General features: G+C 75.1%; 24 protein-coding genes. 13 read left to right on the top strand and 11 right to left on the bottom strand.

The features are described 5' to 3' along the window. Positions 1 to 62: 62 nt before the first annotated feature. Positions 63 to 1004, bottom strand: a complete 942-nt coding sequence (locus LUZ64_RS26550; protein ID WP_095579210.1) for an esterase/lipase family protein — start codon at positions 1002 to 1004, stop codon at positions 63 to 65. Positions 1005 to 1173: 169 nt separating this feature from the next. Further along, the gene (locus LUZ64_RS26545; RefSeq protein WP_095579209.1) at positions 1174 to 2145 is read right to left on the bottom strand and encodes a GlxA family transcriptional regulator; all 972 of its coding nucleotides are present in this window, start codon (positions 2143 to 2145) and stop codon (positions 1174 to 1176) included. 99 nt (positions 2146 to 2244) lie between these two features. Between LUZ64_RS26545 and LUZ64_RS26540 the strand changes: the two genes are divergently transcribed. Then, positions 2245 to 3066, top strand: coding sequence for a dienelactone hydrolase family protein (locus tag LUZ64_RS26540; RefSeq protein ID WP_095579208.1), 822 nt, complete (start codon positions 2245 to 2247; stop codon positions 3064 to 3066). A gap of 102 nt (positions 3067 to 3168) precedes the next feature. Then, positions 3169 to 3693, top strand: coding sequence for an AAA family ATPase (locus LUZ64_RS26535; protein WP_095579207.1), 525 nt, complete (start codon positions 3169 to 3171; stop codon positions 3691 to 3693). A gap of 124 nt (positions 3694 to 3817) precedes the next feature. On the opposite strand, the gene LUZ64_RS26530 is transcribed toward LUZ64_RS26535, so the two are convergent. After that, the gene (locus tag LUZ64_RS26530) at positions 3818 to 4699 is read right to left on the bottom strand and encodes an NmrA/HSCARG family protein (protein ID WP_095579206.1); all 882 of its coding nucleotides are present in this window, start codon (positions 4697 to 4699) and stop codon (positions 3818 to 3820) included. A 93-nt stretch (positions 4700 to 4792) separates the two neighbouring features. Between LUZ64_RS26530 and LUZ64_RS26525 the strand changes: the two genes are divergently transcribed. From LUZ64_RS26525 to LUZ64_RS26505, 5 genes are all read left to right on the top strand, one after another. Next, the gene (locus LUZ64_RS26525) at positions 4793 to 5281 is read left to right on the top strand and encodes a MarR family winged helix-turn-helix transcriptional regulator (protein ID WP_095579205.1); all 489 of its coding nucleotides are present in this window, start codon (positions 4793 to 4795) and stop codon (positions 5279 to 5281) included. Between the two features lie 148 nt (positions 5282 to 5429). Then, on the top strand, positions 5430 to 5825 hold the full coding sequence (locus LUZ64_RS26520; protein ID WP_095579204.1) for a hypothetical protein: 396 nt from the start codon (positions 5430 to 5432) through the stop codon (positions 5823 to 5825). A gap of 129 nt (positions 5826 to 5954) precedes the next feature. Continuing rightward, complete coding sequence (acpP, locus tag LUZ64_RS26515) at positions 5955 to 6191, top strand: acyl carrier protein (RefSeq protein WP_095579203.1); 237 nt, start codon at positions 5955 to 5957, stop codon at positions 6189 to 6191. Then, positions 6188 to 7390 carry a beta-ketoacyl-[acyl-carrier-protein] synthase family protein gene (locus LUZ64_RS26510; RefSeq protein ID WP_095579202.1) on the top strand — a complete coding sequence of 401 codons (1203 nt, stop codon included), beginning with the start codon at positions 6188 to 6190 and terminating at the stop codon, positions 7388 to 7390. The genes acpP and LUZ64_RS26510 overlap by 4 nt, the downstream gene beginning before the upstream one ends. A 19-nt stretch (positions 7391 to 7409) precedes the next feature. Next, positions 7410 to 8585: an 8-amino-7-oxononanoate synthase gene (locus tag LUZ64_RS26505; RefSeq protein WP_095579201.1), complete on the top strand. Its 1176-nt coding sequence runs from the start codon at positions 7410 to 7412 to the stop codon at positions 8583 to 8585. A 465-nt stretch (positions 8586 to 9050) separates the two neighbouring features. On the opposite strand, the gene LUZ64_RS26500 is transcribed toward LUZ64_RS26505, so the two are convergent. The 5 genes from LUZ64_RS26500 to LUZ64_RS26480 form a co-directional block, all read right to left on the bottom strand. Next, a complete protein-coding gene (locus tag LUZ64_RS26500) occupies positions 9051 to 9878 on the bottom strand; it encodes a 4'-phosphopantetheinyl transferase family protein (RefSeq protein WP_232398878.1) in 828 nt (275 codons plus the stop codon). Beyond that, the gene (locus tag LUZ64_RS26495) at positions 9875 to 11170 is read right to left on the bottom strand and encodes a cytochrome P450 (RefSeq protein ID WP_095579297.1); all 1296 of its coding nucleotides are present in this window, start codon (positions 11168 to 11170) and stop codon (positions 9875 to 9877) included. The genes LUZ64_RS26500 and LUZ64_RS26495 overlap by 4 nt, the downstream gene beginning before the upstream one ends. Positions 11171 to 11208: 38 nt before the next feature. Next, a complete protein-coding gene (bioB, locus tag LUZ64_RS26490) occupies positions 11209 to 12291 on the bottom strand; it encodes a biotin synthase BioB (protein WP_095579287.1) in 1083 nt (360 codons plus the stop codon). A gap of 187 nt (positions 12292 to 12478) precedes the next feature. After that, complete coding sequence (gene bioD / locus LUZ64_RS26485; protein WP_095579286.1) at positions 12479 to 13195, bottom strand: dethiobiotin synthase; 717 nt, start codon at positions 13193 to 13195, stop codon at positions 12479 to 12481. 237 nt (positions 13196 to 13432) lie between these two features. Next, positions 13433 to 14482, bottom strand: a complete 1050-nt coding sequence (locus tag LUZ64_RS26480; RefSeq protein WP_095579285.1) for a zinc-dependent alcohol dehydrogenase family protein — start codon at positions 14480 to 14482, stop codon at positions 13433 to 13435. Between the two features lie 97 nt (positions 14483 to 14579). Between LUZ64_RS26480 and LUZ64_RS26475 the strand changes: the two genes are divergently transcribed. The 6 genes from LUZ64_RS26475 to LUZ64_RS26450 all read left to right on the top strand — a co-directional run bounded on the left by LUZ64_RS26475 (position 14580) and on the right by LUZ64_RS26450 (position 19910). Next, the gene (locus LUZ64_RS26475; RefSeq protein WP_232398876.1) at positions 14580 to 15026 is read left to right on the top strand and encodes an acyl-CoA thioesterase; all 447 of its coding nucleotides are present in this window, start codon (positions 14580 to 14582) and stop codon (positions 15024 to 15026) included. 1 nt (position 15027) lies between these two features. Further along, positions 15028 to 15705, top strand: coding sequence for an energy-coupling factor ABC transporter ATP-binding protein (locus LUZ64_RS26470; RefSeq protein ID WP_095579284.1), 678 nt, complete (start codon positions 15028 to 15030; stop codon positions 15703 to 15705). Then, entirely contained in the window at positions 15702 to 16397 is a 696-nt protein-coding gene (locus LUZ64_RS26465; protein WP_095579283.1) for an energy-coupling factor transporter transmembrane component T family protein, read from the top strand. The genes LUZ64_RS26470 and LUZ64_RS26465 overlap by 4 nt, the downstream gene beginning before the upstream one ends. Then, positions 16397 to 16996 carry a biotin transporter BioY gene (locus LUZ64_RS26460; protein WP_211304938.1) on the top strand — a complete coding sequence of 200 codons (600 nt, stop codon included), beginning with the start codon at positions 16397 to 16399 and terminating at the stop codon, positions 16994 to 16996. The genes LUZ64_RS26465 and LUZ64_RS26460 overlap by 1 nt, the downstream gene beginning before the upstream one ends. A gap of 6 nt (positions 16997 to 17002) precedes the next feature. Beyond that, entirely contained in the window at positions 17003 to 18634 is a 1632-nt protein-coding gene (locus LUZ64_RS26455; RefSeq protein WP_095579282.1) for an AMP-binding protein, read from the top strand. Positions 18635 to 18722: 88 nt separating this feature from the next. Next, entirely contained in the window at positions 18723 to 19910 is a 1188-nt protein-coding gene (locus tag LUZ64_RS26450; protein WP_211304937.1) for a thiolase family protein, read from the top strand. A 33-nt stretch (positions 19911 to 19943) separates the two neighbouring features. On the opposite strand, the gene LUZ64_RS26445 is transcribed toward LUZ64_RS26450, so the two are convergent. From LUZ64_RS26445 to LUZ64_RS26435, 3 genes are all read right to left on the bottom strand, one after another. After that, complete coding sequence (locus tag LUZ64_RS26445; protein WP_095579281.1) at positions 19944 to 21152, bottom strand: MFS transporter; 1209 nt, start codon at positions 21150 to 21152, stop codon at positions 19944 to 19946. 299 nt (positions 21153 to 21451) lie between these two features. Continuing rightward, a complete protein-coding gene (locus LUZ64_RS37580) occupies positions 21452 to 22507 on the bottom strand; it encodes a GNAT family N-acetyltransferase (protein WP_095579280.1) in 1056 nt (351 codons plus the stop codon). Further along, complete coding sequence (locus tag LUZ64_RS26435; protein ID WP_232398872.1) at positions 22485 to 24020, bottom strand: glutamine synthetase family protein; 1536 nt, start codon at positions 24018 to 24020, stop codon at positions 22485 to 22487. Before LUZ64_RS26435 ends, LUZ64_RS37580 begins: the two co-directional genes overlap by 23 nt.

Raw genomic sequence — 24020 nt, 5'->3', positions numbered from 1 at the left:
GATCACCCTCCTGAGCCGGTGTCAGGTGGTACGGCGCTCCCGGTCGTGGCGGGCCCCGCCGTTCACGGCTGGGGAGGCAGGAGTGGCAGTGCGACGTGGCAGCGGGGTGGCCGGGCGCCCGCCGGGTCGAGGGCGTTGCGGACCAGGCGCAGGGTGATGTCGTCGTAGACGGCGTCGGCATGGTCGACGAGGTCCGCCGGGCACACGTCCTGGGTCACGACGCCCGTGACGTTGTCGGCGGGCGGAAGCCGGGCCTCGGCCACGGTGACCAGGCCGTCGGTACGGGAGATGATCGTGGTGTACTCGACGCCGGGCCGGGTGTAGCCGCCCTCGGCGGTCTCGCGCATGAAGGGCGATCCGGCGGTGAAGTCCGCGCACGCCTGGCAGACCAGGTCGCGCACCTGGGCGAGTCCGGGTGTCCGGGCCAGGAGGGGGAGCACTCCGTGCAGGCGCACCCCGCGGCTGGCCGGCTCGATGCCGACCATGCGTCCGACCTCGGCGTGGCCGCCCAGGCGGTTGATGTAGTACAGGGGCAGCAATCCGCCCTGGGAGTGGCCGACCAGGTCCACCCTGGCGGCCCCGGTCGCCGCGCGCACCCGGTCCACGAAGGCGGCGAGCTGCCGGCCCGATTCCCGCATGGGCCCGAGCTGCTGGAACGGGCTGCCGTCCTGGCCGCCGTAGTTGAAGCCGAAGACGCAGAAGCCGTCGCTCCGCAGTTGTGGGGCCAGTCGTGACCAGTTCGCGTAGACGTTCTCCAGGGTGCCGTTCACCAGCACCACCGGTCGTGGACGAGCCGGGTCCGGCCGGCAGCCGGGCTCGTTGACCCCGCGGGGGTACGCCCTCGGGTGGGCCACCGAGTACAGCACGGCGGACGCCCAGTTGTTCTGCACCGGGCCGGTCGGAGGCGCGCCGGGCGGCTCCGCTCCGGCCGGCGCGGGGAGGAAGGCGATCGCCGCGCTCAGCAGCCCGGCCGCCACCAGCCCGATCAGCCGGGCCGCCCTCATGTCACGTCTCTTCGTCCGCACAAGGGGTATGTGTCACCAGGGACTACCGGAAGTGAACGGCCATCACGGGCATTTCACCTGCGGGAGGGACGTACCGGATGCCGGTGCGAGACGGCGCGACCGCCGTACGGTTCCCGCCGCGCCCCGCCCGGTCGGCCGTGGCGGGCCGTCAGCCGGCTCCGCGCCGGAAGCTCGCGCGGTAGTCCCTCGGCCGCCGTCCGGTGTGCTTGGCGAAGAGCGCGGCGAAGGTTCCGGAGTCCCGGTACCCGACCGCCGTGGAGATGCTGGCGACGGTCCGGTCCGTGGTCTCCAGGAGGTGGCGGGCCCGCCGTACGCGCGAGGACTGGAGGTATTCGAGCGGGCTCCGGCCGGTCTCGTCCGCGAAGCGCCGCAGCAGGGTCCGCGTGCTGACGTGGAAGGCGTCCGACAGCGCGGCGAGGTCGTACCGCTCGGCGAGGTTCTGGTCGAGCCGCCGCATGACCTTGCGGGAGAACTCGTTCCCCGGCTGCGGGAGGAGCCGCGCGTCGACGTACGGGGCCTGGGACGAGCGCGCGTCGTCGACGAGCGCCACCCGCGCGGTCGCCCTCGCCACTCCGGCACCGCTGTGCCGGCGGATCAGTTCCAGCGCGAAGTCGTACATGGCGCTGAAGGCCGCCGTCGTCGTCACTCCCCGGTCGGTGACGACCAGGCACTCGGGCCGGACGTCCGCCTCGGGGCAGCGCCGGGCCAGTTCGTCCGCGAAGAGCCACGACGTCGTGGCCCGGCGCCGGTCGAGGAGCCCCGCTTCGGCGAGCAGGAACGCGCCGACGCAGAGGGAGACGACCGCCGTGCCCGCGGCGGCGTACGAGCGGATCGCCGCGGTCTCCGGGGCGAGGCGGGCGAGTTTCGCGTCCATGTCCAGGCCCGGCAGGAGCTCGAAGCCCGGCACGACGAGGACGTCGGCCTCGCGCGGCGGGGAGACGGCCAGCGCCGCGCCGCCGGACGCGGTGACGCGAAGGCGGGGGGAGACGACCGCCACCTCGTAGCCGGCGTGCTCCGGGCCGGCGACGTGCGTGGCCATCGTCAAGAGGTCGGGTATCCCGAACACTTCGGACGCGAAACAGCCCGGATAGGCCAGGACACCGACCCGCAGCGCGCTCACGCCCGCCTCCTCGACGCCGACTCCCCATGGCGGGATCACCCTCGCACATGGCGATCCGGCCTGTCTCCTTGTACGGCACACCGGTCCACGCTGTCACCCATGAGTGCTGACGAAAGACGCCTTGACGACGCGATCACGGACTTCTCCCGCCGGCCGGTGGGCGTGGAGGGAGTGGTGAAGACGGTGTACACCGCGGGTTCCGGGCCGGCCGTCGTCCTGATGCCGGAGATGCCGGGCATCAGCCCCGACGTCCTCCGGCTGGCGCGGTGGGTGCGGGACGCGGGCTTCACCGTCCACGTCCCGTCGCTCTTCGGGACCGACGGTGCCTGGCCCACGGCCGAGGGCGGGAAGGAGGTCGTGCGTCGCGCGTGCGTCAGCGCCGAGTTCCGGGCGTTCGCCGGGGGCGGCACCAGCCCTGTCACGGCCTGGCTGCGCGGGCTCGCGCGCCGGGCCCACACGGAATGCGGCGGTCCGGGGGTCGGCGCGATCGGGCTGTGCTTCACCGGCAACTTCGCGCTGACCATGGCGCTCGAACCCGCCGTCGTCGCCCCGGTGGTCAACCACCCGTCACTGCCGCTGGACGACCACGCCGCGATCGAGCTCGGCGACGAGGACGCGCGCGCGGTCCGGGACCGCGTCGCGCGCGACGGGCTGAAGGTCCTCGCCTACCGCTTCGACGACGACCGCTGGTGCACCGGTCAGCGCTTCGCCGCCTACCGGGCGCTCCTCGGCGACGCCTTCGACGGCCGTGTCCTCCCGGGGAGTTCCGCCAACCCCGCGCCGCCCCCGTTCTTCCGCGACGTGGTCGCGTCCCCGCACAGTGTCGTCACCGCCCACCTCGTCGACGAGGAAGGTCATCCCACGCTGCGGGCCAGGGACGAGATCCTCGCCTTCCTGGCCGAGCGCCTGCTCCGCCCCTGACGCCCGGGCCCGCGAACCGCCCGGGCCGGGCCGCGGCCTCGGCCTCGGCCTCGGCGAAAAGCACATGCCGTGGCCCTCCGGGTTCTGCCAGGCTGACCGGCCATGACTGCTTACGAACTGTTGCTCATCGGTGGCGGCGCGGGCGTGGGGAAGACGACGGTCGCGTGGGAGGTGTCCGCGGCGCTGCAGGAGACGGAGACGGCGCACTGCCTGATCGAGGGGGACTACATGGACCAGATCCATCCGGCCCCCGACGGCGACCCCCACCGTACGGCCGTCACGGAGCGCAACACCGCCGCGGTCTGGTCCACCTACGCCGCCCTCGGTCAGCGCCGCCTGATCTACACCAACACGGTGAGCGTCCTGGAGGCGCCGATGCTCCGCCGGGCCATGGGCGGCGGGGAGATCAGGACCACTTGCGTCCTGCTCACCGCCGAGGAGGCGACCGTGCGGGAGCGGCTCGCCGGGCGGGAGATCGGGTCCCGGCTCACGGCCCACATCGAGCGGAGCCTGTGGATGGCGCGCCACCTGGACGACAAGGCTCCGGCGGGCACCGTCCGCGTCCCGACGGACGGCCGGCCGGTGCGGGAGATCGCCGCGGACGTGGTCCGGGCGGCCGCCTGGTAGTACCCCGGCTCCCGCCGGCCTCCTTCCTCCGCTCCAGTCCGCGGCCCACCGTGCGCGACGTGGTCCCTTGAAAAGGGACACCGGAAACGGCCGCCGCGCCGCCGGCCCGAGCACGGGCCGGAGGTCAGCGGCGCGCCGGCGCGGAGGCCGACAGCGCGTCCCAGTCCTGGGCGGCGGCCCAGTCCGCGAAGCTGTGCCAGCCGACCTCGGGGAAGTCGCGGCGCAGTCCGGCGACGTCGACGTCGAGGCCGTGGGTGGTGAAGTAGGCGAACATGGCCGCCAGGTCGGTGGACCACCGCCGCACCTGGTCGAGGGGGACCTCCTGGTGGACGACCGGGCGGCCGAGGGCCGTGGTGAGGGTCTCCGCGATCTGGCCGGGGGTGCGCGCGTCGGAGGCGATGTCGAGGCGCTGTCCGGTGAACTCCTCGCGGCGCAGGAGGACCAGCGCGGCGAACGCGCCGATGTCGGCGGCGGGGATGAGGGTGAGCGGCAGGCCGGCGGGCATGGGCCAGGCGAAGGTGCCGTCGCGCAGCCCGTCGAGGGTCCAGCCGCCGGCGTAGTTGTCCATGAAGGCCGCCGGGGCGATCACCGTCCAGGGCACGCCCGCCGCGCGCAGGTGCCTCTCGATGAGGCGCTTGCTCTCGTAGTGCGGGATGCCGGTGCCGCGGTCGGCGTGGGCCGCGGAGGTGAAGACGACGTGCCCGAGGCGGGCGGCCGCCGCGGCGTCGACGAGGACCTTGCCCTGCCGGGTCTCGGTGTCGGTGTCGGTGCCGAACGGGGTGGTGACGGCGAAGAGCGAGTCGGCGCCGGCGAGGGCGGCACCGAGCGAGGCGGCGTCGTCGAGGTCGGCGTGGCGTACGTCGGCACCGAGGCCGCGCAGGGTGTCGGCGGCGGGTGAGCCGGGGCGGCGGGTGAGGGCGCGGACCCGGTGGCCGGCGGCGAGCAGGGCGCGGGCGGTGGCTCCGCCCTGGGCTCCGGTGGCTCCGGTGACGGCGACGGTGAGCATGGTTCTCCCAAGAGGTAAAATGACTGCGTGACGCAGTTAATGCGCCACGCAGAAGATTACGAGATTTCGCTGCGCCGCGCAGCGAATAGGAGTGTGATCCACGTGACAGGCCCTCGCCGGGCCCGGCTCCACGAGGAGCTGGCGAAGGAATCCCGCCGCCACCTGGCGGCGTACGTGCTGTTCAACCAGGCTGTCGCCGATCACCTCGGACTGCACCCGACGGACGTACAGGCCCTCAGCCTGCTGACGGCCGAGCCCGAGCCGCTCACCGTCAGACAGCTCGCCGACCTGACGGGCCTGACCACGGGCTCGGCCACCCGGCTCGTCGACCGGCTCGAACGAGGGGGCTACGTCACCCGCACCCCCGACCAGCGGGACCGCCGCCGGGTCCTCGTCACCCCGGTGCCCGAGCGCCTCGCCCGGGTCGCCGCCGTGTGGGACGACCTCGGCCCCGGCTGGCAGGCGCTCCTCGACGGCCACACCGAGGACGAGCTCGAAGTGATCATCCGCCATATGCGCCGGGCGCACGACCTCGGTCACGAGCAGATGCGACTCCTACGCTCCCGCCCGAAACCGGAATGACGACGGACCCGGCGAGCGGCCACGGCCCCGGCCCCGGCGGCGGGGTCCGTCGCCCGATGGGGTGACCCGCCCCCTCCGCACGCCGTACGCACCGGCCACCGCTGCCAAGATCACTCGGCGAGAGTGATCGATTCGAGAGGGAAAGCGCATGAACTCTGCGGGTGCGAAGGCGCGTTGGCTGCTGCGTACGGTCGTGAGCGCGGTCTGCGTCGGGGTGGTCACCGTCGGCACGACACCGTCGGCGTCCGCCGGCGCGAACGGCTGCAACCACCGGACGTGCATCTCCGTCGAAGGCAGCGGGCTGCGCGTCGAGACGGTGTCCGCGTCGACCACCTGGAACGGCGACTTCACCGGGCACTTCCACATCTGGGGCGGCGGCATCGACCGCAACAGCCCGACACAGTTCTGGGGCTACCACCAGAAGTTCAGCGTGCCCGTGCACCGCGACCTCCCCAACCGCGCGGTGCTCTGCGCCGAGGGCTGGGAGCACGTCAACGGACGCCTGGAGTCGCGCGGCCGCGCCTGCGAGGAGGTGCGCTTCTGACACGCACCGGTACGGTTCCCGGATCGGCGTGATCCCGCCCCCTGGCACAGGACCGCTCCGCCGATAGACTCAACTCCCGTAGGACTTTGACGGCTTGCACGGATCGGCGGAGCGGGGCCGGAGGGCGGGATGGCCGACGGTGTGTTCGAGGCGGTAGCCGCCTGCGTGGTGGACGTGCTCCAGGTACCGACCGGGAAAGTGGTCGAGGAAGCCGTCTTCACCGAGGACCTGGGGGCGACCAGCCTGACGCTCGTCGAAGTCGTCATGGCCCTGGAGGAAGCGTTCGGCATCGACGTCCCCGAGGCAGACGTGGAAGCGGTGCGCACCGTCGGCGACGCCTGCGACCTGGTGCGCAGGCTCTCGTGAGGGCCGACCGGCCACGGACGGCGGGGCGGCGCCGCGCCGTGGTGACCGGCCTGGGAGTCGTGCTCGCCTCCGGGGCCGGTCCCGGCGCCCTGTGGCGGGCCCTGCTCGGCGCTCCGCCGGAGGGACACCGGGCGGTGACGGACTGGGACCCCTCGCCATGGCTGGACCGGGCCGAGGCCCGGCACGCCGACCGCTTCACACAATTCGCCGTGGCCGCGGCGGAATCGGCCGTCGCGGACGCGGGGCGCCCGCGCACGGCCCCGGACACGGCGGGCGTCGTCCTGGGCACCGCGCTCGCCGGAGTGGGCACCCTGGAGCGGCAGGCGCTGGTGCGGTCCGAGCGCGGCGACAAGCGCGTGTCCCCCTTCACGGTCCCCATGATCATGCCCAACGCCGCGGCCGCCGCCGTGTCCCAGCGCCTGGGCCGACGGGGTCCCTGCCGGACCGTCACCACCGCGTGCGCGGCCGGTACCGACGCCATCGGCGAGGCGGCCCGGCTCATCGCCGACGGCGTGTGCGACAGCGTGCTCACCGGAGGGACCGAAGCCGCCCTGAGCGACACCGTCGTGGCCGCCTTCCGCAACATGCGCGCGCTGTCGTCGGCGGGCCGTACCCGGCCGTTCGACGCCGGGCGGGACGGCTTCGTCATCGCGGAGGGCGCCGCCGTACTGCTGCTGGAGGCGCGCGACGCCGCGGTGGAGCGCGGGGCGCGCGTGTACGCGGAGGTGCTGGGCCACGCGAGCACGGCCGACGCGCACGACGTCACCCTGCCCCTGCCGGACGGTTCCGCGGCGGCGCGGTGCATGCGCCTCGCCCTGCGCGACGCGGAGGTGGAGCCCGCGGCCGTCGGGCAGGTGAGCGCGCACGGGACGGGCACGCGGCACGGCGACCTCGCGGAGGCCCGGGCGCTGACGGCGGTGTTCGGTTCCGGCGGGCCGCCGGTCACCTCGGCCAAAGGGGTCACGGGGCACGCCTTCGGCGCGAGCGGGGCGATCGAGGCCGTGGCCGCGGTCCTGTCCATGGCGCATGCCCTCGTCCCGCCGGTGGCGGGCCTGACGACGGAGGACACGGAGCTCGGCGGCTCCCTGGACCTGGTGCGGGGCGCGCCCCGCGCCTGGACGGCGGGCCCGGTGCTGTCCAACTCCTTCGGATTCGGCGGCCACAACGGTTGTCTGGTGCTGGGGCCGCCCACCACCTGACGACGGAGGGAGCGCGAGCATGCGGGAACAGGCGCCCGGCGAGGGACGGCAGGGGCCGGAGGCCGCGTGGGCCTGGCTCGACGACACCGCGCGGCGCAGGGACCGGGCCGGGCTGCGCCGTACGGCCCGCCCGCGGGACCCCGCCCCGGCGGGCCTCAACCTGGCCGGGAACGACTACCTGGGGCTGGCCCGGCACCCCGAGGTGTGCGCCGCGGCCGCGGAGGCCGCCTCGGTCTGGGGCGGCGGCTCCACCGGATCCCGGCTCGTCACCGGGACCACACGGCTGCACGAGGAACTGGAAGGGGAGCTGGCCGCGTTCACCGGTACGGAGGCGGCCCTGGTGTTCTCCTCCGGATACCTGGCCAACCTCGGCGCGCTGACGGCCCTGTGCCGGCCGGGGAGCCTGATGGTGATGGACGGTCACGCCCACGCCTCCCTCATCGACGGCGGACGGATGGCCGGGGCGGACATGACCGAGTTCGCGCACGGCGACCTCGCGGCCGTGGCGAAGGCGCTGTCGGAGCGGCGGCAGCGACGGGCCGTGGTGGTCACCGAATCGGTGTTCTCCGTCGACGGGGACCTCGCGGACCTCGTCGGCCTGCACGACGTCTGCCGGCGGCACGGCGCGGCCCTGCTGGTGGACGAGGCGCACGCGCTGGGCGTGATCGGCGACCGCGGCCAGGGCGCGCTCGCCGCCGCCGGACTGGCGGGGGCGCCGGACGTCGTGATGACGACGACGCTGTCGAAGGCGCTGGGCGGGCAGGGCGGCGCGGTGCTCGGGCCCCGCCGTGTCGTGGAGCACGTGCTCAACGACGCCCGGAGCTTCCTGTTCGACACCGGTCTCGCGCCCGCGTGCGCGGGCGGGGCGCTGGCCGCGCTGCGGCTGCTGGGCCGGGAGCCGGGCCGGGCCGCCCGGGTGCGGGAGGTGGCGGCCCGCATGCGTGACGGGCTGGCGGCCGCCGGGCTGCCGGTGAGCCCGGCGGAGGCGGCGGTCGTCTCCGTACGGGCGGAGTCGGCGCGGGCGGCCGTCGCCTGGCAGGAGGGCTGCCGCGCGGCGGGCGTGGAGGTGAGCTGCTTCCGGCCGCCGTCGGTGCCGGACCGCTTCTCCCGCCTGCGGCTGACGGCCCGCGCGGACCACACGGACGCGGAGGTGGAACGGGCCGTCGAGGTGATCGCCGCGCGCCGGCCCGGCTGAGCGGGCGCGCGGCGACGAGCCCGGCCGAGCCGCCGCCGGGCGGTGCGCGCGGCCGGGGCCGGGGCCGAGAGGCGACGGTGCGCCCGGCCGGGGCCGAGAGGCGACGGTCTGTCCAGCCGAGGCCGACAGGCGACGGTACGTCCGGCCGGACCGACAGCGGCGGTGCCCCCGGCTGAGCCGACAGGCGACATACGTCCAGCCGGACCGACGCACGGCAGTGCACCCAGCTGAGCCCACGCCGGGCGGTGCACCCGGCTCACCCGACAAGCGACCGTACGTCCAGCCGAACCGACGCACGGCGGTGCGCTCAGTTGAGCCCACGCCGGGCGGTGCGCGCGGCTGAGCCGACGGGCGATGGTGCGCCCGACCGGGGCCGACGCCTGGCGGTACGTTCGGCCGGGCCGGGGGCCTCCCGGGATGCCCCTTCGGGGGCCTCCGGCGAAGCGCCGGGCGCCGGGCGGACCCTCACGAGCGGACCGGCCGGTCCTCGTGACGGAGGTGCGGTGCCCCGCCCCCGGGTACGGTCAGCAGGATCGGTGGACGAACGGTGACGGCTGCGCCCACGACGCCTGCCGTCGGGGACGGCTCGTAGCCGCCCCCGTCCACCCGGGCACCGCGGCCGCCCCTCCCGCCCGTGCCGTCCGCCCAGTCCGTGACCGCCCACCCCTGCCACCACGACCGGCGCACCAGCCTGCCGCCACCGGGGTCGTCCACCGGCAGCCCGGACAGATCCACGTGGCGCAGGCCGCCGAGGCGGGCCCGGCCCGCCTTGATCAGCGCCTCCTTGCGCACCCACTGGCGCAGGAACGCCGCCGGCGGGCAGGGTGCCCGGGCGACGGCGGCGGCCTCCGCGCGGGTGAGCGACCGCGCGGAGGCCCGGTGCCACCCCGGGCCCGGTGGCAGCCGTTCGACGTCGACTCCGACGGGCTGCCAGGAGGCGGCCGCGGCGACGTACCCGGCGCAGTGCGCCAGCGTCACGTACAGCCGGGGCTCCTGACGCAGTATCGGCCGCCCGTGCGGCCCCTGGCAGCGTTCGCAGCGCTGGACGACGTCCAGGGCGTGGGCGGGGACGCCCAGGAAGGCGGCCGCGCACCGGCGGATCAGGAGATGGGCCGCGGTGAAGTCCCGCCGGGCGGCGGGCGCGAGGCGGGCGGCCCGGTCCCGTTCGGCCGGTGACAGGCACCGTACGGCAGGGTCGTACGCGGTCAGGACGTGCGCCGACCGTCCGTGCAGCACCAGGGCGGCCCCGTGCCCCTCCCCCGCGTCCGGTGCGAGGGGAACCGGCGTGGTCAACCGGCGTCCAGGCGGACCGTCACCCGGGTGGGAGCCCGGAAGGAGAGCAGGCCCAGGAGCGGCTCCTCGGACAGGGGGCGGGCGAGCCGGAGCGTGGGGCACCGGCGGGAGACGGTGCGCAGCACCACGCGCGCCTCCATGCGGGCCAGTGCCGCGCCCGGGCACCGGTGGCGGCCGATGCCGAAGGACAGGTGGTCGCGGGCGCGCGGGCGGCCGGGGCGCAGGGCGTGCGGGGCGTCGAAGACGTCCGGGTCGGATCCGGTCGCGGCGAGCATGAGCAGCAGGGGGGCTCCGGCGGGCAGGTCGGTGTCGCCGATCCTGACCGGGGCGGCGGTGACGCGGCGCCAGGCGGTCAGGGGCGGTTCGCGGCGCAGCATCTCCTCGGCCCAGGCCCGGGCGAGTCCGGGTTCTCCGCCGAGGCGTGGCCACAGGGCGGTGTCGTGCAGGGCGCGCCGGAGCATGGTGGCGAGCATCTGCCCGGTGGTCGCCTGCCCGGCGATGATCATGAAGTAGCAGACGGCGATGATCTCCTGGCGGCCGAGCGGGGTGCCGTCGGGGTGCCGGTGGGCGGCGAGCAGTCCGAGGAGGCCGGGCCGGCCGGGTTCGGCGCGGTCGGCGAGGCCGCCCAGCCAGGTGAAGAAGTCGGCCGCGAGACGGGCGAGGCCGGGCTGGCGGGCGCGGGGCGGACGGCCCCAGAAGAGTTCGAGCGAGGCGTCGTTCCACCGCGCGAGGGTGCCGAGGTCCGCACCGGTGCCGGCCCCGGCGTCGGCGCCCAGGCCGAGGAGGTCGAGCATGACGGCGAACGGCAGGTCGCGGGTGAGCGTGGCGACCAGGTCGCAGCGGCCGTGGGCGGTGAGCGCGGCCTCCACCGCGTCCAGGTGCCGGTGGGTGAGGCGTTCCACGAGCGGTGCGGCGGCCGCGACCCGGGAGCCGGAGAGCAGGCCGCTGACGAGGCGGCGCAGCCCGGCGTGCCGGTCGGTGCCGTTGTTCGCCAGGGTGGGCGGCAGGGCGAAGCCCGCGGCCGCCAGGTGGCGCAGGGCGGGGACGGACATGCGGACGACGGCGTCGAGGGTGTTGTCGGGCCGGAAGCGCTCCGGATCGAGGAGGACGCGGCGCACGTCGCCGTACCGGCTCACCAGCCAGAGGCCGGTGGCGGGGTCGTGGTGGACCGGTGCGGTGTGCTGGAGGCGGGCGAAGGCGGGCCACGGGTCGGCGGTGAAGTCCGCCGAGAAGAGGTCCACCACGGGACAGCCGCCGGTGCGCTCTCCCGTGGCCGTTCGTTCTCCGCCCATCCGTTCCATGTCCTGACGGTTCCCGCCCGGTGCGGTGTTCAGGCGTTGGGCGGCAGGACCGTGCCCGCGCCGCGCTTGCGGGGCGTCACGACGTCGTCGCGGTGGTCCGGCATGGTGACCTCGTCCACCCCTTCGACGCGGAAGCCCGCGTCGCGGATCATCTCCAGGTCGGCCGCGCCCGGCTGGCCCTCGCTGGTGAGGTAGTCGCCGAGGAAGACCGAGTTGGCGATGTGCAGGGCGAGGGGTTGCAGGGTGCGCAGGTGGATCTCGCGCCCGCCGCCGACGCGTACCTCCACGTCGGGGCAGACGAAGCGGACCATGGCCAGGACTCGCAGGCACCGCTGCGGGGTGAGGGTCCATTCCTTCGCGAGCGGGGTGCCTTCGAAGGGCATGAGGAAGTTGACGGGCACGGAGTCCGGGTCGAGCGCGCGCAGCGACAGGGCGACGTCCACCAGGTCCTCGTCGCTCTCGCCCATCCCGGCGATGAGGCCGGAACAGGGGGAGAGCCCGGCGGCGCGGGCCTGGTCCACGGTTCCGACGCGGTCCTCGAAGGTGTGGGTGGTGCAGATGTCGGCGTAGCGTTCGCCGGCGGTGTTCAGATTGTGGTTGTAGGCGTCCGCGCCGGCGTCGCACAGCCGGGTGGCCTGCCCTTGGGAGAGCAGCCCGAGGCAGGCGCAGATCTCCACGCCCGGGCTGTCCCGGCGGATGGCCGAGATGGTGTCGGCGACGCGGTGGATGTCGCGGTCGGTGGGGCCGCGGCCGCTGGCCACGAGGCAGACGCGTTTGGCTCCGGCGGCCACACCGGCGGCGGCCGCCTTCGCCGCCTCCTCGGGCTTGAGCCAGGTGTACTTGAGGACGTCGGCCTGGGAGCCGAGGCGCTGCGAGCAGTAGCTGCAGTCCTCGGGACACAGCCCGCTCTTGAGGTTCACCAGGAAGTTGAGCTTGACGCGGAGGCCGAAGTAGTGGCGGCGGACCCGGGACGCGGCGGCGACGACGTCGAGGACGTCGTCGTCGTCGGTCCGCAGGACGGCCAGGGCTTCCTCGCGGGTGGGGACCTCGCGCCGCAGGGCCTTGTCGACGAGGCTGTCGAGTGCGCCGGGGAACGTGCCGGGACCGCGCATGGGGGACGGACCTCTCTGAATGGTTCGTGGGGGTGATCGGATGGCCGGGCGAATGCGTCCGGGAACCCGTTCGAAACCAGGGCGAGTGCCGTACTGAGGACGAGTATCACAGCGCGCGGCGGGACCGTACAGGGACACAATCAGACAACCGGCATGACGACGCCCGTCGTGGTGCGTCCGGATCCGGTCAGGCCGTGTGGCGCGCGGTGAAGGCCGCCGTGTCCAGGACGCCGCCCAGTGACGGCGCCAGGCCCGCGCGGGCCGCCTCGGCGAAGGCCGCGGGCTCCCGGGCGGCCATGCCCGCGGGCAGGACCCCCTCCAGCGGCGCTCCGGCGACCACCGGGAGGTCGCTCAGGTTGCACCGCATGGCCAGGTCCGGCGGCTCGGGCCAGCTGCCGACGACCACGCCCGCGCAGCGCCCGCCGCGGTGCCGCAGGACCTCCGTGGTGAGCGCGGTCGCGTTGAGGGTGCCCAGCCCGGGGGCCGCGACGACGAGGACCGGTGCCCGCAGCAGGACCGCCAGGTCGGCCAGCGTCCAGCCGCTCTCGTCGAAGCGGGCGAGCAGGCCGCCCGCGCCCTCGCAGAGCACCAGGTCGTGCGTCTTCCCGAGGGCGTCCAGCGCCTCCGCCGTCCGCTCCAGGCCGACCGGCGGCAGTCCGGCGCGCCGCGCGGCGGTGGCGGGTGCCAAGGGGTCGGGGTAGCGGGCGAGTTCGCGGGTGGTGACGGGGCCCGCCAGCCGGGTGACGTCCGCGAGGTCGCCGTCCCCGCCCGGCGGGAGCCCGGTCTGTACGGGCTTGACGACGGCCACCCGCCGCCCGGCGGCCAGGGCGAGCGCGGCCACCGCGGCCGTGGTGACGGTCTTGCCCACCTCGGTTCCCGTACCGCTGACCATCAGGAGTGTCACATCACACCTCGTCACCGATCGCCACGTCACACGCCGTGCCGGGCGGCTGCCCGGATCGCGGCGGGCACGTCGGCAGGGTGGTCGAGCTCGACGAGCGGCCCGGTCGACGCGTCGGGGGTCACCTCCCTGAGGATAGGAGCCCGGGTGAGGAAGCGGAACGGGGCCCTCGCCGAGGCGCCCGCAACCGTACGACCGCCCTCCGGACCGTCACACGAAGTCCGCCGAGCCCGCGAACGCTCAGTCCGCGCGCAGGAGGATCTTCCCCGTCCGGCCGGGGGCGGCCTCGCGGCGCAGAGCCTCCCGTACGTCGGTCAGCGGCAGGACGTGCGCGACGGCGGAGGCGGCGGTGCCGTCGGCCACCAGGCGCTGGGCCCGCGCGAGGGCGTCGGTGAGCCGAGCGGGGTCGGCGGTGTGCACCCAGTCACGCAGGCGGAACAACACGATCCGGACGTCGGGGCGTTCGGTGGCGAGGGACGGCGGCAGGGGGCGCCCGGAGAGCAACCCGTAGTGGACCAGGGTCCCGCCGGGCGCGAGGGCGCGGGCGAGGTCGCCGCCCTCGGCGCCTCCCACCGCGTCCAGGACGACGGCGGGCGGCCGGCCGCCGGCGGCTTCGCGGACCACCGCGGGAAGGGACTCGCGGACGGCGGCGTCGGAGGTGCACAGGACGGCGGCGGTCCGCAGTCCGGCGAGCTGTTCGCGGCTTCGGGGGTGACGCACCACGGCCACGGGTTCGACGCCGTCGCGGTTCAGCATGCGGATGGCCATGCGGCCGATGGCGGAGGCCGCGGCGTTGACGACCACGCCCGGCGCTCCCGCGGCACCCGGAACTCCCGTCCCGGTGGCTCCCCCGTCCATACCGGGATCCACGTACTGACGCAGCATCAACAGGGCGGTGAGCGGGTTGATGTACGAGGTCGCCGCCTGCTCGTCGGTCAGGTGCGGCAGCACCGGCAGGCACCAGCGGGCCTCGGCGACCTTCGTCTGCTGCCACGCGCCCGCGCTGCCGATCGGCAGCACCCGTTGTCCGGCGGCGAGCCCCCGTACCCCGGGGCCGGTGGCCTCGACCACGCCCACGCCCTCGAAGCCGGGCACGAAGGGCAGGGTGGTGCGGGAGGCGTACGCCCCGGAGATCGTCACGAGGTCCGAGGGGTTGACGCTCGCCATGAGCATCCGCACGGAGACCTCGCCGGGCCCGGGCCGCGGCGGATCGTACGTCTCGGTGGTGACCACGTCCACGGCCGGGCCGAAGGTCCTGACGACGCATCTGAGCACGGGAGTTCCCCCCATGGTGGTGACGTTCCGGCGGCGGGCTGTGTACGGTGGCAGCGCGAGTGCACACCCATCTGGAAGACAGTTCGGAAGCCGCTCGGAAGGGGACGGTCCCGTGCGTGTGCGTGTGCCGTTCTCCGACGTGGACATGCACGGCCACGTGCACAACGGAGTCTACTTCTCCTACGTGGAGACGGCTCTCAACACCTTCCTGCGCGAGGCCGGGTTGTCCGGATCGTTCGACCCCAAGCGCAACGACGTCGTCTACCACGTGCGCAGGACCGAGTTCGTCTACCACTCCCCGGCCGGGTTCGAGGACCTGCTGGACGTCACGCCGCACGTGAGCCGCGTGGGGACCAAGAGCCTGACGTTCGCGGCCGCGGTCACGCGCGCGGACGACGGCCGGCCGGTCGCGGACGCCGAGGTGGTGTGGGTGTGCGTGGACCGCCGCACCGGGCGGACCGCTCCCGTCCCCGGTCCGACCCGGACCGCCCTCGCCGCGGCGGCCGAGGGCGCGGCCCCGGTGGCGGAGCCGTCGTCCCCCGCCCCGGAGGACGGGTGACGTGCGCATCGTCCTGGAGTCCGTCACCGTCCGCTTCGGTTCCCGCACCGTGCTCCACGACATCGGCCTGGAGCTGTCAGAGTCCCGCGTCGGTGTGATCGGGCCCAACGGCTCCGGCAAGAGCACCCTGGCCCGGCTGTTCAACGGCCTGGTCCTGCCCGGTGAGGGGACCGTCCGCGTGGACGGCCTCGACACCTCCGAGGACGCGCGGGCCGTCCGCGAGCGGGTCGGCTTCGTCTTCCAGAACCCGGACAACCAGATCGTGCTGCCCATCGTCCGCGAGGACCTGGCGTTCGGTCTGAAGAACACCGGGGTGCCCCGCCGGGAGATACCGGAGCGGGTGGAGCGGCAGTTGGAGCACTTCGGCATAGCCCACCTGGCCGACCGCCCGAGCCACGCGCTCAGCGGTGGCGAGAAGCAGCTCGTGGCCCTGGCCTCCGTGCTGGTGATGCGACCGGACCTCGTCGTCCTGGACGAGCCCACCACCCTGCTCGACCTGCGCAACCGCAATGTCATCCGCGCCGCCGTCGAGGCCCTGCCGCAGCAGGCCGTCGTCCTCACCCACGACCTGGACCTGCTGACCGGGTTCGACCGTGTGCTCGTCCTGGACGGGGGCCGGGTCGTCCACGACGGCAAGCCCCGGACGGCCGTCCCGTGGTACGTGGAGCACTGCTCATGACGCCGCGGCTCTCGCTCTACGTGCCCGGTGACACGCCCCTGCACCGCGTCCCGGCCGCCTGGAAGCTGGCGGCCCTCCTGCTCTCGGGCGTCGGCATGTTCCTCGTCACCTCCCCCGCCGTGCTCGGCCCCTGCGCCGGCCTGGCCGCGGGCGCGCTGCTCTCGGTCCGGACGCCGCCGCGGCAGCTGGCGCGTCATCTGACCGGGCCCTTCGTGGTCCTGGCGCTCGTGGTGGTCGCGGCCGTCGTCTTCCAGTCGGCGGCCACCGCCGCCACCGTGGGGCTGCGGCTGGCCGCCCTGCTGCTGGCCGCGCTGGCCGTCACGCTCACCACCCGCACGTCGGAGATCCTCGACGTCCTGGAGCGGGTGCTGCGCCCCTTGGAGCGCACCCGGCTGGTGAACGCGGCCGCCGTGGGGCTCGCGGTGTCGCTGGCGCTGCGGTTTATCCCCGAGGCGTTCCACCGCTTCCACGAGATCCGGGAGGCGCAGGCCGCGCGGGGCCTGTCGGGAAGCCCGCTCGCCCTGCTGGTACCGCTGGCCGTGCGGATGCTGAAGTCCGCCGAGGACATCGCGGCGGCGGTGGACGCCCGTTGCTACCCGCCGCCGCCTGCCGCGCGGCGGGCGGACGCCGCGCCGTCCCCGGCCCGCTCCCCCGCCCCCGCGGGCCGTACGGACGAAGAGGCCACCGGATGATGAACGCGCACACCGCCCGCGGCAGGACCGCCCGCCGGCGCATGGAGACCAAGGACGTCGTCCTGATCGCGCTGTTCTGCGCGATCATCGTGGTGCTGGGCCTGGTCCCGCCCGTCGATCTGGGGGTGGCCGGTGTCCCGATCACCCTCCAGACGCTCGGGGTGATGCTCGCCGGTGCCGTCCTGGGCCCGGTCAGGGGTGCCCTCGCGTGCGCGCTGGTGGTGCTGCTGACGATCGCGGGGCTGCCGGTACTGGCCGGGGGCAGGGGCGGCTTCGGGGTGATCCCCGGGCCCACGGGCGGCTATCTGCTCGGCTGGATCCCCGGCGCGTTCGTCACCGGACTGCTGGTCACCGTCCTCGCCACGCGGCCGCGTTCGCGCCTCGCCCGGCAGGCGGCCACGGCGGCCGCCTGCCTCGTCGGCGGCATCCTCGTCGTCTACGCCCTGGGCGTGCCCTGGACGTCCGTCTCGACCGGCCTGAGCCTGCGGCAGTCCACCGTCACCGCCCTGTACTTCCTGCCGGGTGACGCGGTGAAGGCCGTGGTGGCGGGGCTGGTCGCCCACAACGTACGGCAGGCGTACCCGATCGAACGGAGGTGAGCGGCCATGCCGTTGGCCCACCGGGTCGCGCGGACGGCGGCCGGACCGGACGCGGATCTCCCCGCGTTCGTCATGGACCACGAGGTCCTCACGCACCGGGAGCTGGCCGGCCGGGCCGCCGCGGTCGCGGCCGGGCTCCGCGCCGCCGTCCCGGGCCGGCGCCGGGACTGGCTCGCCGACGGGGCCCGCCTGCTTGCCGTCGCCACCGGGAACGACCCGTGCTTCGCCGAGCTCCTCACCGGCGCGACCGCGGCCGACGGGGCCTGCGCGGTCCTCGACCCGCAGTGGGGGCCCCGGCAGGCGGAGGCCGTGCTCGACCGGCTCCGGCCCGATCTGCTGGTCCTGCCCGGCGGCCGCGAGGAGTTGCGCGGCACCGCCGAGGCCCTCGGCATCCCCGTACTGGCGACCGGCGGTCGTCCGGACGGGTACGAGGCGTGGCGCGACGCCCACGCTCCCGCCGGTCCGGCCCGCCTCCTGACCGCCGGGCGGGAGACGTCGACCTTCCTGGTCGGCTTCACCTCCGGCACCACCGGGGTGCCCAAGGCGTTCCGCCGTACGCGCGGCTCGTGGCGCGCCAGCCTGTCCCTGGGCCGCTCGCTGCCGGGCCTGGGCGCCGACCGGCCCACGCTCGCCCCCGGCCCGCTGGCCCACGGTCTGAGCCTGTACGCGCTGGCCGAGTGCCTGGCCGCCGGAGCGGCCTTCCACGGTCTGCGGGCCTTCGGCGCCGCCGCGTTCACGGAGCTGCTGGCGGCGGGCGGCGTCCGGCGGCTGGTCGTGGCCCCGACCATGCTGACGGCCCTGTGCGCGGCCGCCGACGGCCGTGCCTTCCCCGGCGTGGACACCGTGGTCACCGGCGCCGCCAAGCTGCCGCCGGGCCTGCTGCCCGACCTGGCGAAGGTCCTGCCGAACGCGCGGGTCACCGAGTACTACGGGGCCTCCGAGCTCGGTTTCATCACCGTCCGCGAACTGGGGGCCGTCCGGGACGCCGCCGGGGCCGCCGGGCCGGACGCGGCCGCCGGGCCGGCGGGCGGCCTCGACGTGGGCGTCCCCTTCCCGGGGGTGGAGCTCCAGGTGCGCGACGGCCGGAGCGGCACCGTCCTGCCACCGGGCGGCACGGGAACGGTGCACGTGCGCACCCCGCTGCGCTGCGACGGATATCTGTGGGACGACGGTGACGGGTACCGCGTGGACGGGGCCTGGGCCACGGTCGGCGACATGGGGAGGCTCGGCGCCGACGGCCGCCTCCACCTCGTCGGCCGCGGCGAGATGGTGATCAGCGGCGGGCTGAACATCTACCCGGCGGAGGTCGAACAGGCCCTGACCGCGCTGCCGCAGATCGAGCAGGCGGTGGTCACGGGTGTGCCGGACGGCTACCTCGGCCGCGTCCTGGTGGCCGTGGTGAGCGGCCCCGGCGCGGCCGCGCTCACCCAGGCGCGGCTGCTCGAGCTGTGCCGCCCCTCGCTGGCCCGCTACAAGGTGCCGCGGCGCGTCTACACGCTCGACGAGTGGCCGCTGACCTCCAGCGGCAAGATCGCGCGGGGGCTGGTCGAGCGGTGGGTCGCCGACGGCGACGCCCGGCTGCGCCCTCTGCCGTCCGGGGACGTTCCGCCGTCCGGGGGTGGCCGTGGGACGGGATGAGCGGGCGACGGAGTCCATCGCCGGCGGGCCGGGCGGCGCGGCCGGGTTCCCCGGGACCGCCGCCGCCCGGAGCCCGGCTCCTCCCCCGCTGCCCGACGAGCGGCGGCCCGTGGTCGTCGCCGCCCGCCGTACCGCCGTCGGCAGGGCGGGCGGCGCGCTGGCCTCCGTCGGGCTGTCCGGGCTCCTGGCCACCGTGATCCGGGGCGTCCTCGCGGACGCGCGCGCCGACCCGGCGCTGGTGGACGACGTCGTAATCGGCAACGCGGCCGGTGGCGGCGGCAATCCGGCCCGGCTGGCGGCGCTGGAGGCCGGGCTGCCGGTCGGCGTGCCGGGGGTCACCGTGGACCGGCAGTGCGGTTCGGGTCTGGAGGCGATCGTCCTCGCCTGCCGGCTGGTCGCGTCGGGGGCGGGCGAGCTGTATCTGGCGGGCGGGGGCGAGAGCGTCAGCACCGCGCCCTGGCGGGTGCGCCCGCCCACGCGGCCCGGCGCCCTGCCCGAGTTCTACGCCCGCGCCCGCTTCGCACCGGACTCCGTCGGCGACCCCGACATGGGCGTCGCCGCGGAGAACGTGGCCGCCGCGTTCGGCGTCACCCGGCGGAGGCAGGACGAGTTCGCGCTGCGCAGCCACCGGCGCGCGGTGGACGCGCTGCGGAAGGGCCGGTTCTCCGGGGAGATCGTTCCCGTGGCCGCGGCGGGCGGCACGGTCGTCGAGGACGAGTGCCCGCGCCCGGGCACGTCGCCGGCCGCGCTGGCCGCGCTCCCGGCGGTCTTCGCGCCGGAGGGCACGGTCACCGCGGGGAACTCCTGTCCCCTCAACGACGGCGCGTCGATGGCCGTGGTCACCAGCGTGGCCGCCGCCCGGCGGCTCGGCCACGGCCGTGGCCTGGGTTTCGTCGACGCGGCCACCGCCGGTGTGGACCCGAATCTGCTGGGGATCGGGCCCGTCGCCGCCACCCGGAAGCTCCTGGCGCGCAACCCCGGTCTGGATCCGTGCGCGGTGGACCGCGTCGAGTTCAACGAGGCCTTCGCCGCACAGGTCCTGGCGTCGCTCGACACGCTGGGGATCGATCCGGACGGCGTCAACAGGGACGGCGGCGCCCTCGCCCTCGGCCATCCTTACGGCGCCTCGGGGGCGATCCTGGTGACCCGGCTGTTCTCCCAGCTGGTCCGGGACCCCGCTCCCGGGCTGCCGTCGCCGGGCGCGCGTGGCCTGGCCATGCTGGGGATCGCCGGGGGGCTGGGGATCACGGCGCTGTTCGAGTCCTGGGCGTGGTGACCTCCCCGGGGAGCGGCCTCCGGCGCGGCGCCCTCAGACCCGGTGCGAGCGGCGGCGGAGCACGATCAGCGCGGCCAGGCAGAGGACGGCGACGGCCGTCGCGAACAGCTGGACGGCGTGCGGGAGTCCGGTCCGCCGGGCCAGGAGGCCGCAGCCGATGACCGGGACCGCGACGCCGAAGTAGCCGACGACGTAGAAGCTGGAGAGGACGTCGGCGGAACGGTGCGGCGGCGCGGCCCGGTTCACCTCGGTGACGCTGCCGAGGTACAGCCTGCCCTGTCCGATCCCGCCCAGCACGGTGGCGGCGCCGAGCAGCGGCAGGGAGGAGGCCGCTCCGGCCCCGGCGAGCAGTACGGAGCCCGTGGCGAGCAGGGCCAGTCCCGTGCTCTGGAGGACACGCGCGCTCTTGCCGTAGGCGAGGAGCTGGGCGCCGCACGCGCAGCACAGCATCAGCGCGACGGCTCCGCCGGAGAGGGCGAGGTTGTCGCTGCCGGACAGCCCGGTGACGTAGGCGGGCACCAGGGTGAGGAAGAGGCCGACCACGGTGAAGCCCAGGAAGCTGACCGCCGCGCTGGTGCCGAAGACCCCGCGCACGGCCGGGGGGATCGACGGGCGGCGCGGCCGCCAGGCGGCGCCTGGGCGGGTGACCGGCAGGAGGGCGACGGCGACGAGCGCCGGGACCAGGAGGACGATCTCGACGACGAACGGCAGCCGGTACGGAGCCGGTCCGTACTGTGCCAGGAGCCCGGCGAGCAGCGGCCCGGCCCCCAGGCCGCCGGCGGACGCGAGGGTGGCGGCGAGGGCGGCGCGCCGGCGGTCCCCGGAGGGTTCCGCCTCGTTCAGCGCCGCGGTGAGGGGGCCGGAGGCGGCCCCGACGGCGACGCCCTGGAGCAGGCGCGCGCCGAAGAGCCAGGCCAGGTCGGTGGCCAGGGCGAAGACCATGGACCCCAGGGCGGCGAGGGCCACGGCGGGCACCAGGACCCGGCGCCGGCCGACGGCGTCGGAGAGCGGCCCGAAGAACAGCAGGGACGGGACGAGGACGGCCACGTAGACGGCGAAGAGGAGCGTCACCGTCAGCGAGGAGAAGCCGAACCGCTGTTGCAGGCCGTGGTAGAGGGGTGTGGGGAGGTTGGTGCCCGCGATGAGGAGCAGCAGGGTGTAGAAGACGCCCCAGAACCTGAGCCGGCTCCCGGCCGCCGGGGCCGGTGCCGTGGGCGGAAGGGCGACGCGCCTGGTCCTCATCTCGTCTCCTCCTCGCCCCTCCTCGTCGCCGCGGAGAGCCGGCGCCCCGGGGAGAAGCACCCCGGAGGCCGAGGGGCGGTCCGGTCCCCGTTCCTCGCTCCGGTGGACGCCCTGGGGCGGCCGACCGTTGCCCGGGGATCGCCCGTTGTGCGAGGAACGTCCCCCGGCCGGGGTCCGGCATCCGACGTCCCTTCGCTCAGGCTAGCCACAGGGGCCGCCCGCGCCCAGAGGGACCCACGGGTTTCGGCCCCGCCCCGGGGCGCCCTGGGGCGGGGCCGTGCGACGCGTTCTCCTACGCGTCAGGCACCGGCCCGCACGTCCGTCATGAAGGCCTGGAGCGGCTGCGGCCGCATCCCGTAGCGGATCTTGAAGTCGCCGTTGCGCCGGCCGCCCTCCAGGGTGGGCACACCGGCCCGCAGGCCGAGCTTGATGATCGCGGACATCAGCACGTAGTAGGAGCTGAAGGGGCGTCCGCTCGCCGCGTCGGCGTTGCGGTCGTAACCGCCCGCCCAGGCATGGATCTTCCTCGGCTCCAGGAAGACCACCGCCTTGGCGATGACCTCGCCGTCCATCGTCACCTCGAGGATGCGGGCGCCCTTGCGGGTGTAGCGCAGGAACGCGGCGATGCGTTCCTTGCTGTAGTAGCCGGCCGATCCCACGTTGGCCATCAGCACCTCGAAGATCTGGAGGCTCGCCGGGTCCTCGTCCCCGTCCGGCACCCGCTCGGTGATCTTCACTCCGCAGTCCTCGGCGCGGCGCAGCTGCCGGGCGTACTCGCGGCGGGCGTTGTAGCGCAGCGAGGAAAGATAGCCCTGCCAGTCGCCCAGGGCGGCCAGGTCGACGGTGTAGCGGGTGTCCAGGTCGATGCCGGTGAGCCCGGCTCCCGCCAGCGCGAGCGCGGTGGGTGAGCCGGTGGCGACGTTGATGAAGCCGCAGCGCTCCAGGCCCTCCTCGGCGGCGATCGCCCGCATGCGGGCGACGATCGCGCGGGCCACCCGTGGATCGTCGGCGCGGGTGCCGGCCAGTTGGGTGTCGCTGCAGTGCCAGACGTGGCTGAGCAGCGCCTTCTCGTCGGGGGCCATGTCCAGGGCCCGCAGCGGGTCGCCCTGGACGTAGCAGGGTGTCAGGGCGATGACGCGGTCGTCCTCGTCGAGCACCTCGATGTAGTGCACGGCGTGTACCGGCTGGATGGGCTCCCGCTCGTAGGCGCGCAGGAATTCATGGCCGTAGTAGAACTCGGAGGCGCCCGCCGCGGCGGCGAGTTCGCCGGTCTCGGGGGCGAGGTCCTCGACGGTGCGGACGACGCGCGTCCGGTAGGTCCCGGCCTCGGTCTCAGTACGTTGCGAAGTACTCACGGTGCTCCCATTCCGATACGTGTGCCTCGTCTCCCCGCGCGGTGCCAGCCTGCCACGCCGTGTACCGCCGCAGCTCGCTGGTCTTCAGCCGGAGCAGACATTCCGCCAGGGGCGCGCCGAGCACTTCCCGGTAGAAGTCGCTGGCGGCCAGGGCATCGCGCGCCTCGCCCAGTCCGCGCGGCAGCGCGGGCAGCGCCCTGTCGTACGGGTCGGCGGCCGGCTCGCCGGGGGCGAGCGCGCGCTCCACTCCGTCCAGGCCGGCGGCGAGTTGACCCGCCAGGTACAGGTAGGGGTTGGCGCAGGGTTCACCCATGCGGTTCTCGATGTGCGTCGCCGGGTCGCCATGGGCGCCCAGCACCCGCAGGAACGCGCCGCGGCTCTCGACGGACCAGGCGACGCGGCTGGGCGCCAGCGAGAAGCCGCCGCTCATCCGGCGGTAGCCGTTGACGGTCGGTACGCAGAGCAGGGCCGCGTCGGCCGCGTGGTCGAGCAGTCCGGCCAGGAAGCGCAGGCCGGTCTCCGAGAGGGCGGCGGCTCCGTCGGGGGCGGTGAACAGGTTCTCGCCGGTGCTCGCGCGGGCCAGGGACTGGTGCAGGTGCCAGCCGCTCGCGTCGAAGCCGGGGAGGCCGGGCAGCGCCATGAACGAGGCGTGGTGGCCCAGCCGGGCGCAGATCTGCTTGGTCGCGGTCCGGAACAGCAGCATGGAGTCCGCGGCGTCCAGCGCGCTCTGGGGGGCGAAGGTGAACTCCAGCTGTCCGGGCCCGGATTCGTGCTCGACGGAGCGCAGTGGCAGGTCCAGTGCGGTCAGGGAGCGGGTGAGCGGCGCGAGGACCGGTTCGAGGGCGTCCGTGAGGCCGTCCAGGTTGAACTGGTATCCGCCGTCGACGGGTTCGACGGCGGGTGGGTGGCCCTGGACCCCGAACCCGCCCGGGCGGCCGGAGTAGTGCTCGCTCGTCAGCCGTGTGAGGTACCACTCGACCTCCAGGCCGACGACGTAGTCCTGGTCCCGTTCGCGCAGTCCGGCGCAGAGCCGGCGCAGCAGGGCGCGGCCGGAGAGCGGGTGCGGGGCGCCGGAGCGCAGGTACTCGTCGCCGATCACCCAGCCGGTGCGCGGTCCGGTGTACGGCAGTCGCCGGAAGGTGAGCGGGTCGGGCACCAGGACGAAGTCACCGGCGCCCAGCAGCTCGTCGACGCCGATGCCGCCGCCGGGGACGGTGAAGTCGACGGCGGTGGCGTGGCCGGTGTCGAAGACGAACGGGCCGGGGCTGTGGTCCATGCCGTTGCGCAGGACGGTGCGGAACGCGTCGGCCGTCAGGGTCTTGGAGCGCGCCAGGCCGTGCGGGTCCGCGAACACGAGCCGTACGAAGTCCAGGGACGTGAGGGCCGCCTCGAGTTCGGCGGCCGCGGCCCGGCGGCGGTCGTCCCACAGGCCGTGGCGCGCGATGAAGTCCCGGCTTCCGGTGCTCATGTGGGCGTAGCCGCCGGGGGCCGCCGGGCGGGGGGTGTCGGTCAC

It is taken from the genome of Streptomyces albireticuli (assembly GCF_021228125.1).
Lineage (GTDB): Bacteria > Actinomycetota > Actinomycetes > Streptomycetales > Streptomycetaceae > Streptomyces > Streptomyces albireticuli.
Note: the sequence above shows the minus strand (reverse complement) of the source record. Positions and strands in the feature narration are given on the sequence as shown.

What these genes read in the sequence shown, in the direction of transcription:
- LUZ64_RS26550 (WP_095579210.1), bottom strand. Translation starts at nt 1,004, where the DNA reads ATGAGGGCGGCCCGGCTGATCGGGCTGGTGGCGGCCGGGCTGCTGAGC.
- LUZ64_RS26540 (WP_095579208.1), top strand. Translation starts at nt 2,245, where the DNA reads ATGAGTGCTGACGAAAGACGCCTTGACGACGCGATCACGGACTTCTCC.
- LUZ64_RS26535 (WP_095579207.1), top strand. Translation starts at nt 3,169, where the DNA reads ATGACTGCTTACGAACTGTTGCTCATCGGTGGCGGCGCGGGCGTGGGG.
- LUZ64_RS26530 (WP_095579206.1), bottom strand. Translation starts at nt 4,699, where the DNA reads ATGCTCACCGTCGCCGTCACCGGAGCCACCGGAGCCCAGGGCGGAGCC.
- LUZ64_RS26520 (WP_095579204.1), top strand. Translation starts at nt 5,430, where the DNA reads ATGAACTCTGCGGGTGCGAAGGCGCGTTGGCTGCTGCGTACGGTCGTG.
- acpP (WP_095579203.1), top strand. Translation starts at nt 5,955, where the DNA reads ATGGCCGACGGTGTGTTCGAGGCGGTAGCCGCCTGCGTGGTGGACGTG.
- LUZ64_RS26505 (WP_095579201.1), top strand. Translation starts at nt 7,410, where the DNA reads ATGCGGGAACAGGCGCCCGGCGAGGGACGGCAGGGGCCGGAGGCCGCG.
- LUZ64_RS26495 (WP_095579297.1), bottom strand. Translation starts at nt 11,170, where the DNA reads ATGGGCGGAGAACGAACGGCCACGGGAGAGCGCACCGGCGGCTGTCCC.
- bioB (WP_095579287.1), bottom strand. Translation starts at nt 12,291, where the DNA reads ATGCGCGGTCCCGGCACGTTCCCCGGCGCACTCGACAGCCTCGTCGAC.
- LUZ64_RS26480 (WP_095579285.1), bottom strand. Translation starts at nt 14,482, where the DNA reads ATGGGGGGAACTCCCGTGCTCAGATGCGTCGTCAGGACCTTCGGCCCG.
- LUZ64_RS26465 (WP_095579283.1), top strand. Translation starts at nt 15,702, where the DNA reads ATGACGCCGCGGCTCTCGCTCTACGTGCCCGGTGACACGCCCCTGCAC.
- LUZ64_RS26460 (WP_211304938.1), top strand. Translation starts at nt 16,397, where the DNA reads ATGAACGCGCACACCGCCCGCGGCAGGACCGCCCGCCGGCGCATGGAG.
- LUZ64_RS26455 (WP_095579282.1), top strand. Translation starts at nt 17,003, where the DNA reads ATGCCGTTGGCCCACCGGGTCGCGCGGACGGCGGCCGGACCGGACGCG.
- LUZ64_RS26445 (WP_095579281.1), bottom strand. Translation starts at nt 21,152, where the DNA reads ATGAGGACCAGGCGCGTCGCCCTTCCGCCCACGGCACCGGCCCCGGCG.